This window comes from Geodermatophilus sp. URMC 60, assembly GCF_053502585.1.
The window spans coordinates 5,203,423-5,217,869 of sequence record NZ_CP199958.1; the positions used below are offsets into that span (position 1 = coordinate 5,203,423).

Consider the following 14,447-nt stretch of genomic DNA (forward strand, 5'->3'; position numbering starts at 1 on the left):
AGCCTGCCCACGACCGGTCGCCCTCCGGTCGGACTACGGGCAGAGGGCGGCTGAACCCGTCGCGAAATGGCGGCGACCCCCGGGGAACGCCGTCCCCGAGCGCCCGTCCACGACGGGTCGGTCCGGACGGACGGCGACGGCGGACTGCACGTACACCGCGACCCCGCGGGCCTCGACCTGCATCGACGTCCGGTCTGGTGTCGGCGTCCCGTGCGCCGGCGCGGGCGAGGTAGCGCGGGCCGAGCCCGGCGCGGCCGCGGTACCGGTCCGGCGGGATGCGCACGCCGTGGGCCTCGAGGGCCCGTGCCCAGGCCTGCTCCGCCTCGCTGTCCGGCTCAGCAGGGGACTCCCGGCCGGCTACGCAGCGACCGCGCCGCTGCGTAGCCCACCGTCCACGACGGCGCCGGTGCGGGGCTCCTCCCCGGTCAGGAGGCCCGGGAAGAGCCGCGGCAGGGCCGCCGATGTGATCGTGGCCGCAGCCGAGCAGCACAGGACGACGGACCACGACAGCGGTCCGAGGGGTGTGCACCCGAAGGCCTGGCTCATGCCGGGGACCTGGATGATGGCGGCCAGGACCGCCGCGGACCCGAGACCGGCGGCCAGGACGAGCGGGTCGCGTCCGCCGAGGAGCAGGGTCTGCCCCAGCTCCGCCCCCACCAGGGTGGCCAGGGCGACCGTGCTGGCCCGCCGTTCGGCTGCGATGCGGCGGGCGACGAGCCAGGCGAACAACGCCCCTGCGCTGGTGACGGTGCCGCGCAGCCCGATGTCGCGGAGCAGCGGCGCCCCCAGCGACGGTGGCTCGCCGGCCAGCAGGGCCTGCCTGTCCTCGGCGTCGCTGGGTGTCGGCGCCAGCGCCAGCGCCATCGACGGGAGCAGGTCGGTGAACATGTTCACGACCAGGAACTGGCGCGTGCCGATCGGCGCCCGTCCGGCCAGCGCGGTGCCGAGGAGGGTGAAGAGCAGCTCACCGGCGTTCCCGCCGAGCAGGACCGCCACCCCGTCCCGGACCCGGCGCCACATCGCCCGCCCCTCGACGAGTGCGTCGAGCAGCAGGCTGACGTCCGGCTGGGTGAGGACGAGGTCGGCGGCGGTGCGGGCTGACGTGGACCCCCTCGCCGCCATGCCGATGCCCACGTCGGCGATCCGGATGGCCGCGGCGTCGTTGGCGCCGTCGCCCACCATCGCCACGACCCGGCCGCTCTTCCGCAGCGCGTCGACGACCTGCAGCTTCTGCTCCGGGGAGACCCGCGCGAAGACCGATGCCCCGGCGACGCGGCGCACGCGCTCCGCTTCCTCGAGGCCGGCCAGGTCGGGGCCGGTGACCAGCACGTCCACCGGGATGCCGAGACCGTGGGCGACGGCGCGCGCGGTGACCGGGTGGTCACCGGTGATCATCACGGGTCGCAGGCCGACCTCCCGGAGAGCGGCGACGGTGCTCGCCGCCTGGGGTCGGGGGGTGTCGGCGATCCCGATGAACCCGAGGAGGGTGAGGTCGCCGATGGCGGCGACGTCGTCGGCGGTGAGCACGCCTTCGGCGACTCCGTTCGCGTTGCGGCGGGCGACCGCGAGGACGCGCAGCCCCTGGACGGCGAGGGAGTGCACCGTCGCGGCCGCACGCTCCCGCTCGAGGCGGTCCAGCGGTCGCTTGCCGTCGTCGTCACGGACCTGGCCGCAGCGCGGCAGCAGCACCTCGGGTGCGCCCTTGAGGACGAGGCGGGCCTTCCGCGGTGTCCGGCCGAGGACGGCCGAGAAGCCGCGCTCGCTGTGGAACGGCACCTCGGCCAGTTCCTCCCAGGCCCGGTCCAGGTCGTCGCCGAGGACGGCGCGGGCCGCGTCGAGCACCGCCTGGTCGGTGGCGTGGGCCAGCGGTTGCCCGTTGGCCTGCGGCCCGGCCTGCGCGGCCGCGCGAAGCACGCGGCGCGCTCGCGGGTCCTCCGGCGCCCACTCACCGTCGAAGCCTGCCACCCGGACCAGGCGCAGCCGGCCCTCGGTGAGCGTGCCGGTCTTGTCGAAGCAGACCGTGTCGACCCGGCCGAGCGCCTCCACCGTCCGCGACGCCCGCACGAGCACGCCCCGCCGCGAGAGCCGGCGCGCCGCACCGAGCTGGGCCACCGTGGCCATCAGCGGGAGCCCCTCGGGGACGGCCGCGACGGCGACGCCGACGCCGGAAGCCACAGCGGCGCGCAGCTGGCTCCCCCGGAGCAGCGCCAGAGCCGTGACCGCCGCGCCGCCCAGCAGCGTGACCGGCAGCCCGCGGCTGGTCAGCTCCTCCAGCCGGCTCTGGATGCCCTCCGGCCCCGCCGCACGGCTGGCCAACGCGAGTGCCCGACCGGCCTCGGTGGCGGCGCCCACGGCCACCACGACCCCGCGGCCGGTCCCGGCGACCACGGTCGTGCCCTCGTAGACCATGCAGGCCCGGTCCGGGAGCTCCGCGCCGGGGGTCGCACCGATCTGCTTGCCGACCGCGGTCGACTCCCCGGTCAGCGTGGCCTCGTCCACCTCCAGGTCCTGCACGGCCAGCAGCCGTGCGTCGGCCGGGACGACATCCCCTGCCTGCAGATCGATGACGTGCCCCGCACGCAGCGCCGCGGCCGACAGCCGACGCGGCACCCCGTCGCCGGCCCGCGCCACGACCCGGGCCGGGAGCCGCTGGTCCCGGAGCAGCTCGCGCAGCGCACGATCGGCGCGCATCCGTTGCGCGCCGCTGATCGCCGCGCTGCCGGTGAGCACACCGGAGACCAGGAGCGCGTCGCTCGGGGAGCCGATGACCGCCGACGCCGCGGCTCCGGTGGCCAGCACCGGGGTCAGGGGATCGGCCAGCTCGGCCCGGATGTTCGTTCCCAGCACCGCCAGCGACCGCACCGCACGGGACACCGGCGACCCACCGTGTCCCCCCTCGTCGGCGTCGGCACCGGTCGGTACACCGGTGTCCGGTTCGGGCAGGCGGTCGAGCACCTCGTCGGCCTCGTGCGCGTGCCAGGGCGTGTGCCACACCGGGACGGGCTCGGGCAGCCGGGCGACCGACCGGGCGCCCTGCACACCGGAGAACATCGCGCCGGCTGCCGCCAGCGTCACCGGCCAGACGGCACGGCCGTTCCCCCCGTGGCGACCGACGGCGAGGAGGAGGCCGCTGAGGAAGGATGCCCCGGCCGCCACGCGGACCCCGCGCTCACTCACCCCGCGGGCGGCGGGTGCGGCGGCCAGCAGCCGGGGCACCTCGCCCGGACCCGGGCCCGCGATCAGGTCGGCACCCCACGGCACCGGACCGGCTGCCGGCACCAGGCCGATGCCGACATCAGCGGCCTTCAGGGCCCCCCGGTCCGCGCCGACCACCACGACGACCTCGCCGTCGGCCTGCAGCCGACGGACCTCCCCGCGCAGCCAGGTCGCGTTCCCGGTCCCGTCCCGCAGCACCTCGTCGGCCCGGCCGGCCAGGTGCGCCGCCGCATCGTCCTCGGTCAGGACCAGCCGCAGGCCCGCCTCCCGGACCGCCGCCAGCACGGCGTCGGCGAGCGGGTCGAGCTCGCGACCGACCGCGACCTCCCCCACCGGCCGGCCGTCCACGGTGAGCACCCGTCGCGCCACCGCAGCACCGTCGGCCGCGGACGCCGCCGCCGGCGCATCCTCGAGCTGCACGAGCGCCTCGCCTGGACGCCGCGGGCTCCCCGCCGGACGGCCGTCGAGCAGCCGCTGAGCGTGCCGCCAGACCCGCTCCGTCGTCCAGTCGTCGGCTGTCGACCGTGCCTGCACGACCAGGGGGCGTTCGCCGTGGAGGAGCGTGCTCTCCACGACCACGCAGGTCACCCGGTCCAGTCGGCGCAGCGCCTGGGGGGCGACGACCACGACACCGCGGGAGCCCAGCTCGACGCCGAGTTGATCGGCGAAGGCCTCCCGCGCGACGTGGGCTGATCGGGGGACGCCGGCGAGGATGGCCCGGCCGGCGAGGTCGGGGCTGCGCGTGGCGGCCAGCACGCCGCCGGCTGCGAGCAGCGAGCCGGTCGCGGCCCGCTCGGTCAGGCGCTCGACCGGGCCGGGAGGCAGGGGCACGGGCCGCGGCTCGGCCTCCTCCTCGTGACGGGACGGACCCTGCCGCGAGAGCAGGTCCTGCCCGCGTTCGGCCCAGGTCGCGCGTCGTGCTCGCTCCGCGCGCAGGCTCTGGCTGCGCACCGCCACGTCGACGAGCAGGGCGGGCGTGCTCAGCGTCAGCCCGTTGGCGACGACACCGGCGAGGGCCAGGGCGCGCTGCGCCCCGACGTCCCCGAGACGGTCGACGAGCCGCTGCCGGAGCCACGGCTGCTGGTCGACGAGCGCGACCAACCCGGCGGCACCGGTCGGCATACCCGACACCCGCGCCACACGCGCCGCCGCCACGGCGGCCAGGGCGACGAGGTCCGCCACGAGCGGCACCTCGGCGTCCGGGGCGCCCGGCAGGGCCGGTCCGGACCGTGGGTCCTTCCCAGCTGGGTCACCCACGGCTCCCGCCTCGTCCGACGAGCCGGGACCCGAGGGCGTCCCCGGCGCCGCGGGCAGCCGCGCCTCCACGGCGCTCAGGATCCTGGCGACCTCCGCGAGGGAGCACAGCTCGCGGTCGTATCGCACGGCCAGCACCGAGGTGACCGGGTCCACCAGCGCGCGGACGACCCCTTCCTGCGCGGCGACCGCCGCCTGCACCGCTGCGGCCGCGACCCCGCGCTCCACGCCGGCACGGTCCAGGCCGCGCACCTCCAGCACCGCCCGGTCCCCCACCGCCCAGACGCTCCGGCCGAGGCCGGTCACAACGCGGGCCGACGACGCCGTGCGCACGGCGGTCGGGAGCGTGGCGACCTCGCGGGCCATGCGCGCCGGCACGGCTGCCGCCGACCGCGTGAGGCGCCAGGATCCGCGCACCAGCGCAGGAGCCATCTCGAGCACCGTCGTCACACCGGCCTCCTCCCGGCCGCGTGGAACGTCGGTGATCGGCGCCCGCGCCGCTCGACGGGCAGCCGCCGGATCGCGGCCGCGGGGTGACGATCCTGTCACCGTCGAGCGACCGCAACGGGGGGTGTCAGGCCGGGGCGGTGCCCATCGCGCGCCGGATGGCGGTCAGCACCAGGCCCAGCAGGACGGCCCCCAGCGCCTCGGCCAGGACAGAGAGCAGGATCTCCGACACGGTGTTCCTCCGATTCGTCCGGAGCCCCGACTGTCGACCCGGAAGGCAGCCGGAGGTGGTCCCCGAGGTGTCGTGTCGGTGAACGGCGGGGCTCATCCGTGGGCGCGAGCGGGGCCCCTCGGTTCCGGAACGGGCTCGTCACAGGGAGGCGACCGGTCGTGGGTGTGTCGCCCCGCAACGGTGGGCTGCGTCGTGAGGTCGCGCAGCCCACCGCGTAGCGTCCGCGCCGTGCCCGACCTCCGACAGCGGAGGCTGCACGACGCGGCTACCGCTGATCCCCTCGTCGACGCCGCCCGTCATCTGGCCCACGACCTGCTCGTGCGCCTGGACGGCCGATGGCGGCACACCCAGGGCGTCGCCCGCCGCGCCACCACCGCCGCGGCCGCGGTGCCGGAGGCCGACCGGCCGGTGCTCGTGGCGGCGGCCTGGCTGCACGACATCGGCTACGCCGAGCGGCTGCGGCGCTCGGGCTTCCACCCCCTCGACGGCGCCTGGCACCTGCAGGACGACCACTGGCCGGAGGCGATCGCCGGGCTCGTCGCCCACCACTCGGCCGCCGGGTCGGTCGCCGCGGTGCGCGGGCTCGCCGACCCGATGAGCTGCTTCCCGGCCGGCGGCTACGCCTACGGTCCCGTGGCCGACGCGCTGACCTACGCCGATCAGACCACCGGCCCCGCAGGCGAGGTCATGGACGTCGAGGACCGGCTGGCCGACATGCTGCGCCGGCACGGCCCGGACAGCCCGAACGCAATGGCGCACGCCCAGCGGGCGCCGGCCATCCGCCTCGCGGTGCACCGCACCGGGCAGCGCCTCCGCGCCTCGACCTGACCGGCCCGTCCGCCGCGGGGTGCGGCGCGCGGCGTCGAGCGCCCCGACGCATCCGGCGGCACATGAACGGGTTCACACGGTCGGGGCCGGGCGTCCATCCTCGGTTCATCTTCCCGCGCCGAGGAGGCGACCATGCCGACCGCAGCCCGCCGCACCACCACGACTGATACACCCACGACCAACCCCGCCAGCGCCCGGCCAGCCGCGGCCGCCACCACGAGCAGCCCCGGTGCGACCCGGGACAGTGCCCTGGCCACCGGCAAGCGATCGGCGGCACCCAGCGGAGCCGCGGCTCGGACCACCACCGCCACGCCCCAGCGGCCGACCGGTTCGGCCCTCACGCACGTCCCCGGCGCGCCCGTGGAGCCCGGGCAGGCCATCCGCAGGCCACCGGCGGCACGCAGCGCAGCGGCCGGCCGGACCGGCACCGCCACCCCCCAACGGTCGGCCGCTGCCGCCCCGAGCGCCCCCGACGAGACCCCGACCACCGACCAGGTCGCCGAGCAGGCCCAGCAGCTGGCGCGCGCCGCGGCCGAGAAGGCGGCCGCCCTCGGCTCCGGCGTCGTCACCGCAGCGCGGACGGTCGTCACGCTGCCGGTGACCGCGACGGTCGCGGTGGCCGACGACATCGTCTCCGCCGTCCGCCGTCCCGACGTCGTGCTCTACGGCGGCGCCCTGGCCGGGTTGGCCGCCCTGGGGGTCCTGGCGTGGCCGGTGGCAGGAGCCGTCGGGGTCGGTGTCGCGATCGCCAGCGGCAGGCGCCGCGCCTCCGCCTGACGGCACCGGCGCGCCGCCGGAGACGGCCCCGGGAGCACGACGGTGCAGCCGGCAGCGGCCAGGCGCCGGTCGCCGACCCGGCTGCGTGATCACTGCGCCGATGCCGACCCATCCCCGCCCGGCGGGCCCACCCGAGCGCGCTGAGGGCGAAGCCGGACAGCAGAGCGGGGTCCTCCACGCAGCTGGCGGCCGGGAGGGCGCCGCAGTCGTGGGCAGCCCTCGTCCGCGCCGGGAGCGCCGCAGCAGCCGGTTGGCGGGGTGCCGGCGACGGTGCGCAGCGCCCGGGTCAGGGCCTCCGCGTCGCGAGCGCGGAGCCGGTGGCGGAAGCAGCGCGGACCGTGCTCGCGCGGGCTCGGGGCGTCGGGCGGTGGGGCGGTGCGGCGGATCCGCGCGTCGGGTGATGGCGCCGGGCGCGCCAGGCCGGCGAGCAGGTGCGCCGGGGGGGTCTCGGCCGGGATGGGACCGCCGCGGCGGGGGGTCCCCGCAGCCGATCGCTTCCTGCCCGCTGCACGCGCCGACGCCGGCCGAACCGACCGACCGTGGAGCCAGCTGCCGAGCACCTCGGGGCCGCGCCGGTTCACGCGTCGGCGGAGAACCGGTAGACCACGTCCTCGACCGGATCGGTCGCGAAGGCGTAGACGAAGCGCAGCGGCTCGTCCGTGGTGTTCCGGATGCCGTGCTCGGTGTCCCCGGGGATGAAGACGACCGACCCGCCGGTGACAGCGTGCTCGGCCCCCTCCAGGACGACGACCCCGGTGCCCTCGAGGACGTGGTAGACCTCGGCCTGGGTGTGCCTGTGCCGTCCCAGCCAGCCGGAGGGCGGCAGCTCGGCGAGGCCGGTGTAGAGCGAGCACGTCGGAGTCCGGTCCCGGCTGATCAGAACCTGGAACGCGACGTGGCCCCGAACCGGGTCGTTCCACACCTCGGTCTCGGCCTCGGCGGTGGTGCGCACCACGGGCTCCACGTTCTCGGTCCTTCCCCGCAGGGGCCGGTCGCACGCAGCCGGGTCACCGGCAGCACCGGCGCCTGCGCTGCTCGACGTGGCAGGGAACGTCCGACACGTCACCATCCGCCGGCCGGCTACCGGCGGTGCGGCGGGCGCCGCTGCCCGATCCGCGGTTCACCGGGCGGGACGGCATGCTGACCGAGCTGCGGCGGCGGCTGCACTCAGGCGAAGGCACTCTCGTAGTGCAGGCCCTCTACGGCCTGGGCGGGGTCTGCACGACCCAGCTGGCGATCGAGCACGCCCGCCGTGTCGTCGCCGACCACGACCTGATCGGGTGGATCGACGCCGAGCAGCCGGGCACCGCCTGAGCACCGGCTGCCATGCACCGCGGCCGGAAACCGCACCGGCCCCTCCGCCGAGCGGTAGGGGCCGGTCTGAGACGGCGGAACCGCACGTCCGCGTAGTGGCGGGGGGACCGGCCGAACCACCGCTCCCGCTGTTCGGCATCGCCTGTTCCCGCAGGTCGCAACACCGCGCCTACGCATTCGCACACCCCTGCTCCGGTCTGCTTCCAGGTCATGCGTCCCCGCCGTTCGGGATACCGCGCGATCTTGACGGCCGCTTCGGACAAGCATCGGACGGGCGGCGCCTCTCGGTGCTCGCCGTCGACTGCTCGTTCGCCCCCATCGCAGGCACGGCCGCGTCTTGTGGGGGCTGATGTCCCCGCTCGCGGGCGGGGCCCCTGCCCCGGCGACCTTGAGACCGGCATCAAGACGGGACGAGGACCGCCTGCTGGGCCTGACTACGGGGGCGAAGGTCCTCGAGCATGTGGTCGAGCTCGTCCAGGGCTCGTCCCGGAGGCAGGACGATGACCGGCATGTCAGCGCCGGCCGCGTACCAGCGGTCGAGCAGCTGCCTCGCCGCAGTCGCGTCCCCCCAGAGGGTCAACTCGTCGAGCAGGGGTTCAGCCCCGTGTGGCAGGCCGTTGCTGGCCACCACCGAGTGCGAGCCGAGGACCGCGCCCACGGCCTCCCCGAGGCCATGTGCTCTCAGGGTCCGCGCGTACAGCGGTCCCATGCTGGTGAGGTAGAAGCTCACCCACCACCAGGCCAACTGCCGACCACTGGCCGGATCCGGCGACACCGCCACCGGGAGGCCGGGCCGAATCTGCGGCAGCGGCCCTCCACGACGACCGCGGGCGACGCCCTCCTCGAGTAGCCGGATACCGTCCCTCAACCCCGACAGCGGCAACAGGAAGGGATACCAGGCGTCGGCCAGCTCACCGGCGAGACGCACGGCCTCCGGGCCCAGCGCGGCCAGCTGGATGGGGATGTCGGGCGAGGGCCGCACAGCCAACCGCAGCGGTCTGCTCCGCCCGGGCGCCGTGGGTAGGAGCCGCTCACCGTCCAGGAGGCGGCGTACCTGTCGCGTCGTCTCCGCCAGACGCTCGACCGGCGTACGGAAGGCGACGTCGTGCAGTCCCTCGGCCAGCTGAGGTGATCCCGCGCCCAGGCCGAGGACGAACCGGCCGCCGGAGACCTCGCCGAGGCTGGTCGCCAGCATGGCGATCGACGCGGCGCTGCGGCCCCAGACGTTGACCACGCCCGTGCCGATGTGGATGCGGCTGGTCCGCACCGCGATCTCCGCCAGCAGGACCGAGGCGTCGTGGCCCCATCCCTCGGCGAGGTAGAAGGCCGCGTACCCCAGTTCCTCGGCGCGGGCGGCGACGTGGAGGACGACATCGCGTCGGGTCTCCATCGGGGGAAGACCGACAGCGAGGGGGCGGTCCGTGCTCATGGCTCGTCCGCCTCCCATCCAGGACGACCATCCGGACCCCAGGATCCCGGCCCTCGGCCGGTCCGGCGGACGATCTGTTGCGCCGGTACCGCGGACAGCTGGTCGCACCCTGTCTCGGTCATGATCGCGCCCGCTTCCGGCGAGCCGTCATCCTGCCGGAGCGAGAAGATCAGCAAGGAACTGGAGGCCGTCGCCACGTCCCGGCCGGCGGCGTCGACCACCTGCCCCTCGGCGAAGGCGATCCGTCGGCCGGCCTTGACCACCGTGCCTCTGGCGGTCAGCGGTCCACTCGCAACAGCGACCGGTCGCAGGAAGCTCACCTTCAGCTCGATCGAGGTGAATCCCGTGCCCCGTGGCAGGGTGCTGAGCACCGCACATCCGGCGACCGTGTCCAGCAGCGTGCACACCAGGCCGCCGTGCACGGCCCCGAGCAGGTTGTAGACGGACTCGTCGACCGCGCAACGGACCTCCACCCTCCCCTGCTCAAGGCTGACCAGGTCCATCTGCAGCAGGCGCTGCATCGGCCACGGCGGCAGCGCGCCATCCCGGATCTCTCGGAGCGCGTCCAGCCCCGACCGCTGCCGCGCCCTGGCGGCCAAGACCGACGGGTCGTGCCAGGTGGCCAGGCGGGACCGAGCCGGTCCCCACGTGCTCGCTGCGGCCCCGAGGTCCTCCGCGTCCGGTCGCCCGGACATCGCGACCTCCGTGGACCCGGTGCACGGCGCATGGTTCGTGCGCATCTGGCCTCCCCTTCGAGCCGGCACTACATTCGGCGGGTCCCGTTGCAATCAGGTTGCAGGCGGGGCGGTGCGACCCTGCAGAGCGGGTGAAGCCGTGCAGTTCCGGATCCTCGGACCGCTCGAGGTCGCCGGGGACGACGGTGTACCCGTGGCCGTCGGCGGCCCGAAGCCGCGCGCCCTGCTCGCCGAGCTGTTGCTCAACCCCGGGGGCGTGGTGCCGACCGAGCGCCTGGTCGAAGCCGTCTGGGGAGCGGAGCCGCCGCCGAACGCCGGCGTCGCCCTGCGCGCCTACGTCTCTCGACTGCGTGCGGCCCTCCCCGCCACCGAGGACGGGCCGCGGCTGCGCTACCGCGCACCCGGCTACCGGCTCGTGCTGACCGACGACGAGCTCGATGCCAGCGCGTTCACGCGGCTGGTCGCGGAGGCCCGCGAGTGCGCCGCCGCGGGTGATCACGGCCGCGCGCTGAGCCTGCTCGACACCGCGCTCGGATTGTGGCGCGGGGACGTGCTGGCGGAGTTCGATCCCCCAGCTCTCGGTGCCGAGGCGGATGTCGCGCGGCTCACAGAGTTGCGACTGCTCGCCGCCGAGGAGCGGGCCGAGGCGATGCTGCACCTGGGACGAACGCCAGAGGTGATCCCCGAGCTGGAGCCGCTGGTACGGCGCCATCCGGTCCGGGAGCGGCTCAGCGTCCTGCTGATGCGGGCCCTCTACTTGAGCGGACGGCAGAGCGAGGCGCTGGAGGTGTTCCGGCGGCTACGTCGAGTGCTCGTCGACGAGCTCGGCGTGGAGCCGTCGGAACCGACCCGTGAAGTGCATCGTCAGCTGCTCGCGCAGGACCCCGCGCTTCTTCCGCCTGCCGCCGTGCGGCCGACGAACCTGCCGCGCCGCGGCACCGGCTTCGTCGGCCGCACGGAGGAGCTCGCGCAGGTCACCGCGGCGCTGCGGTCGGCCCCGCTGGTGACGCTCACCGGTGCCGGCGGGGTCGGCAAGACCCGCCTGGCGCTCGAGGTGGCCGAGGCCGAGCGGGCTCGGTTCCCCAACGGGGTCTGGCTCTGCGAGCTGGCCCCACTGCCCGACGGAGGTCCGGTGAGCCACACGGTGGCCGCCGCCCTACGGGTGCAGCAACGGCACGGGCTGACCATCGAGCAGACGGTGATCGAGTACCTCCGGACACGGCAGATGCTGCTGGTCCTGGACAACTGCGAGCACGTGCTGGACGCAGCGGCGCGGCTGGTACAGCAGGTCGTCGCTCAGTGCCCGGAGGTCGGTGTGCTGGCCACCAGCCGAGAGGCGCTCCGCGTGGATGGCGAGCAGGCGTGGCCGGTGCCGCCGCTGTCCGAGCACGACGCAGCCACGCTCTTCGTGCAACGAGCGCGGTCTACCAGCCCGGGTTTTCACCCGAACGGCGCCATCGACGGCTCGGTGGCCGAGATCTGCCGACGCCTCGACGGCCTGCCGTTGGCCATCGAGCTGGTCGCGGCGCAGATGCGCGTGATGACCCCGGCAGAAATGGCCCGGCGGCTCGACGACGAACAGCTGCGCGTCCCGGGACCGCGGAGCGCGCAGCTGCGCCACCGGAGCCTGGCTGCGGCGATCGACTGGTCCTATCGGCTGCTCTCGGAGCCCGAGCAGCAGCTGTTCGCCCGGCTGTCGGTGTTCCGCGGTGGTGCCGACTTCCCCGCCGTGCACGCGGTGTGCGCGGAGCCCGGCGACAGCGAGGGAGACACCCTCGACCTGCTGACCGCTCTGATCGACAAGTCGATGGTCAAGGTCGGCCACGCTGCCGCAGGCAGCAGCTACCGCGTCCTCGAGCCGCTGCGGGCGTACGGCCGGGATTGCCTCCCCGGAGACGCCGCGCTGCCCCGCCGACACGCCGCGTACTTCACAGCGCTGGCCGAGCAGGCGGCGCGCGGCATGCGCGGCCCGGACGAAGGGGCCTGGGTCGAGCGGACGAGTCCCGCGGTGGACAACCTGCGCGCGGCCTTCGAACAGATCATGGCCGACGGGGACACCGAGCTGGCCCTGCGACTGGTGACCGCACTGCCGGAGGTCCTCCACATCCGCGTCGGCTACGAGGCCGCCGGGTGGGCCGAACGGGCCCTCACCCTCGCCCCGGACGAGCACCCGCTGCACGTCCCCTGCGTGGGCGCGGCCGCCCGTGGCGCGTGGAACGTCGGTGACTTCCCGCGGGCCCGTCGGCTGGCCGAGCGGGCCGGTGGCCGCAACCCCCCACCCGGCACCGCCCGGGTGGCCTACCCCGGCGACGTGCTGGCCGACGTCACGCTGTACGAAGGCGACGCCGCATCAGCCCTGTGCCACTACGAGACGGAGGTGCTCCGCGCGCGGCGCGACGGCGACCCCATCCGCCTGGTCTGGACCCTGTACTACGTCGCCGTGTGTCATGCGGTCCTGCGCAATCCCGCCCGGGGCCTCCCCGCGGCCGAGGAGAGCCTGCAGGTGGCCGAGGCGACCGCCAACCCCACCGCCCGCTCGATGGCCCGATACGCCCTCGGCCTCGCGCTCAAGAAGTCCGACCCCGACCGGGCCCTCGCGCTCTTCGACGAGGCGGAGGCTCTGGCCGCGTCGGTCGGCAACTCTTGGTGGCGGGGTGTCGCTCTCATGGAGGCGGCGGCAACCCGCGCCGTGCACCGCGACCCGGCTGCCGCCGCGCGGGCACTCGCCGACGTCCTCGACCACTGGGAGCGGGTCGGCGACTGGACCCAGCAGTGGCTCAACCTCCGGTACATCATCCGGTTGCTGGTCCGGCTCGGCCGCGACGAGGACGCCGTCGTCCTGCACCACTGCCTGCTCGCGGCCGCGAAGCCCTCCCCCCTCGACACGGCGCGGTTGGCGGGGCTGCGTGACCGCCTCGACCGCGGGCGGTACGCCGCCGCCGCAACTCGGGGCGCCGGCCTGCCGGCCGCCGACGCCGTCCTCCACGCGCGCGCGGCACTACGCGCCACTTGATCCCGGCCCGGCCGACCGAGCACCTGCCGCCCGCGCACCGAGTGCAGCACCGGTGCAACCGCCCTGCAACGGCCGGCCCCGACGCTCGGCGACGTCCGCGACCGGATCACGTCACCGGAGACATCTCATGACCATCGACCAGCACAAGCTCACCGACCTGATCAACGCCTTCGCCGGCGACCTGGGCGCCACGATGGCCGCCGGCGGCGTCGTCGTCGGCCACCGCCTGGGCCTGTACCGTGCCCTGGCCCGGGGACCGGCGACCGCCGAGCAACTCGCCGAGCGCACCGGGTGCAGCCCCCGTTACCTCGCCGAATGGCTGCGCGGCCAGGCAGCCGGCGGCTACGTCGGCTACGACCCCGGCACCGACCGGTTCGCCCTCTCCGAGGAGCAGGCCTTCGCCCTGGCCGACCCCGATGGGCCGGTGTACCTCCCCGGCGCCTTCGTCCTGGCCCTCGGCGCGCTCCGGGCCGAGCCACGGATCACCGAGGCCTTCCGCACCGGCGACGGTTATGGATGGGACCAGCACGACGCCGACGTCTTCGACGGCTGCGAACTGTTCTTCCGCCCCGGCTACCTGGCCAACCTGGTGCCGAGCTGGATCCCGGCCCTCGACGACGTGCAGGACAAGCTCGCCGCAGGAGCGCGCGTCGCCGACGTCGGCACCGGCCTGGGCGCCTCCGCCGTCCTGCTCGCGCAGGCCTTCCCGGCCGCCACCATCTCCGGCTCCGACTACCACCACGGCTCCATCGAGCTGGCCCGCAAGCGGGCGGCGGAGGCCGGCGTGGCCAACCGCGTCAGCTTCGAGGTCGCCTCCGCGCAGACGTTCTCCGGCACCGGATACGACCTGGTCACCACCTTCGACTGCCTCCACGACATGGGCGACCCCCTCAGCGCCGCCCGGCACATCCGCCGGGCCCTGGCGCCCGACGGCACCTGGCTGATCGTGGAGCCGGCGGCCGGCGACACCGTCGAGGCCAACCTCAACCCGGTCGGCCGGGTCTACTACTCCTTCTCCGCGTTCCTCTGCGTGCCCAACGCCCTGTCCCAGCCCGGCGGCTACGCTCTCGGTGCGCAGGCCGGCGAAGGCCCCATCCGTCAGATCGCCGCCGATGCCGGCTTCACCCGGTTTCGCCGAGTCACCGAGACCCCGTTCAACAACGTCTACGAAGCACGGCCCTGACCCGGACTCGGCCCCCGGACATGTGTGGTGATCCCGCGTCCGCCGCCGCGACGGGTTCG

Annotated in this window: 9 protein-coding genes; 5 read left to right on the top strand and 4 right to left on the bottom strand. The window is 75.4% G+C overall.

Going from position 1 to position 14,447, the window contains the following annotated elements; all coding sequences use genetic code 11:
- Positions 1-357 precede the first annotated feature (357 nt).
- Positions 358-4,920, bottom strand: coding sequence for an HAD-IC family P-type ATPase (locus tag ACWIX3_RS24545; protein WP_448609955.1), 4,563 nt, complete (start codon positions 4,918-4,920; stop codon positions 358-360).
- 457 nt (positions 4,921-5,377) lie between these two features.
- Between ACWIX3_RS24545 and ACWIX3_RS24550 the strand changes: the two genes are divergently transcribed.
- Together ACWIX3_RS24550 and ACWIX3_RS24555 are read left to right on the top strand one after the other, a co-directional pair.
- Entirely contained in the window at positions 5,378-5,977 is a 600-nt protein-coding gene (locus tag ACWIX3_RS24550) for an HD domain-containing protein (RefSeq protein ID WP_448609956.1), read from the top strand.
- Positions 5,978-6,337: 360 nt separating this feature from the next.
- Complete coding sequence (locus ACWIX3_RS24555; RefSeq protein WP_448609957.1) at positions 6,338-6,754, top strand: hypothetical protein; 417 nt, start codon at positions 6,338-6,340, stop codon at positions 6,752-6,754.
- 577 nt (positions 6,755-7,331) lie between these two features.
- Here the strand turns inward: ACWIX3_RS24555 and ACWIX3_RS24560 are convergent.
- Positions 7,332-7,718, bottom strand: coding sequence for a cupin domain-containing protein (locus ACWIX3_RS24560; protein WP_448609958.1), 387 nt, complete (start codon positions 7,716-7,718; stop codon positions 7,332-7,334).
- 125 nt (positions 7,719-7,843) lie between these two features.
- Here ACWIX3_RS24560 and ACWIX3_RS24565 point away from each other — a divergent pair, with 125 nt between their 5' ends.
- Complete coding sequence (locus tag ACWIX3_RS24565) at positions 7,844-8,068, top strand: hypothetical protein (RefSeq protein ID WP_448609959.1); 225 nt, start codon at positions 7,844-7,846, stop codon at positions 8,066-8,068.
- Between the two features lie 400 nt (positions 8,069-8,468).
- Here the strand turns inward: ACWIX3_RS24565 and ACWIX3_RS24570 are convergent, their stop codons facing one another.
- On the bottom strand, positions 8,469-9,458 hold the full coding sequence (locus ACWIX3_RS24570) for an LLM class flavin-dependent oxidoreductase (RefSeq protein ID WP_448609960.1): 990 nt from the start codon (positions 9,456-9,458) through the stop codon (positions 8,469-8,471).
- Positions 9,459-9,493: 35 nt separating this feature from the next.
- Positions 9,494-10,018: a PaaI family thioesterase gene (locus ACWIX3_RS24575; RefSeq protein WP_448609961.1), complete on the bottom strand. Its 525-nt coding sequence runs from the start codon at positions 10,016-10,018 to the stop codon at positions 9,494-9,496.
- A 313-nt stretch (positions 10,019-10,331) separates the two neighbouring features.
- On the opposite strand from ACWIX3_RS24575, the gene ACWIX3_RS24580 reads away from it, so the two are divergent.
- Positions 10,332-13,205 (top strand): BTAD domain-containing putative transcriptional regulator, encoded by a 2,874-nt coding sequence (locus ACWIX3_RS24580; RefSeq protein WP_448609962.1) that lies wholly within the window; start codon positions 10,332-10,334, stop codon positions 13,203-13,205.
- A 127-nt stretch (positions 13,206-13,332) separates the two neighbouring features.
- Complete coding sequence (locus ACWIX3_RS24585; protein ID WP_448609963.1) at positions 13,333-14,388, top strand: methyltransferase domain-containing protein; 1,056 nt, start codon at positions 13,333-13,335, stop codon at positions 14,386-14,388.
- Positions 14,389-14,447 lie beyond the last annotated feature (59 nt).

Coding starts and splice junctions, on each gene's coding strand:
- ACWIX3_RS24570 (WP_448609960.1), bottom strand. CDS start 9,458: ATGGAGACCCGACGCGATGTCGTCCTCCACGTCGCCGCCCGCGCCGAG.
- ACWIX3_RS24575 (WP_448609961.1), bottom strand. CDS start 10,018: ATGCAGCGCCTGCTGCAGATGGACCTGGTCAGCCTTGAGCAGGGGAGG.
- ACWIX3_RS24585 (WP_448609963.1), top strand. CDS start 13,333: ATGACCATCGACCAGCACAAGCTCACCGACCTGATCAACGCCTTCGCC.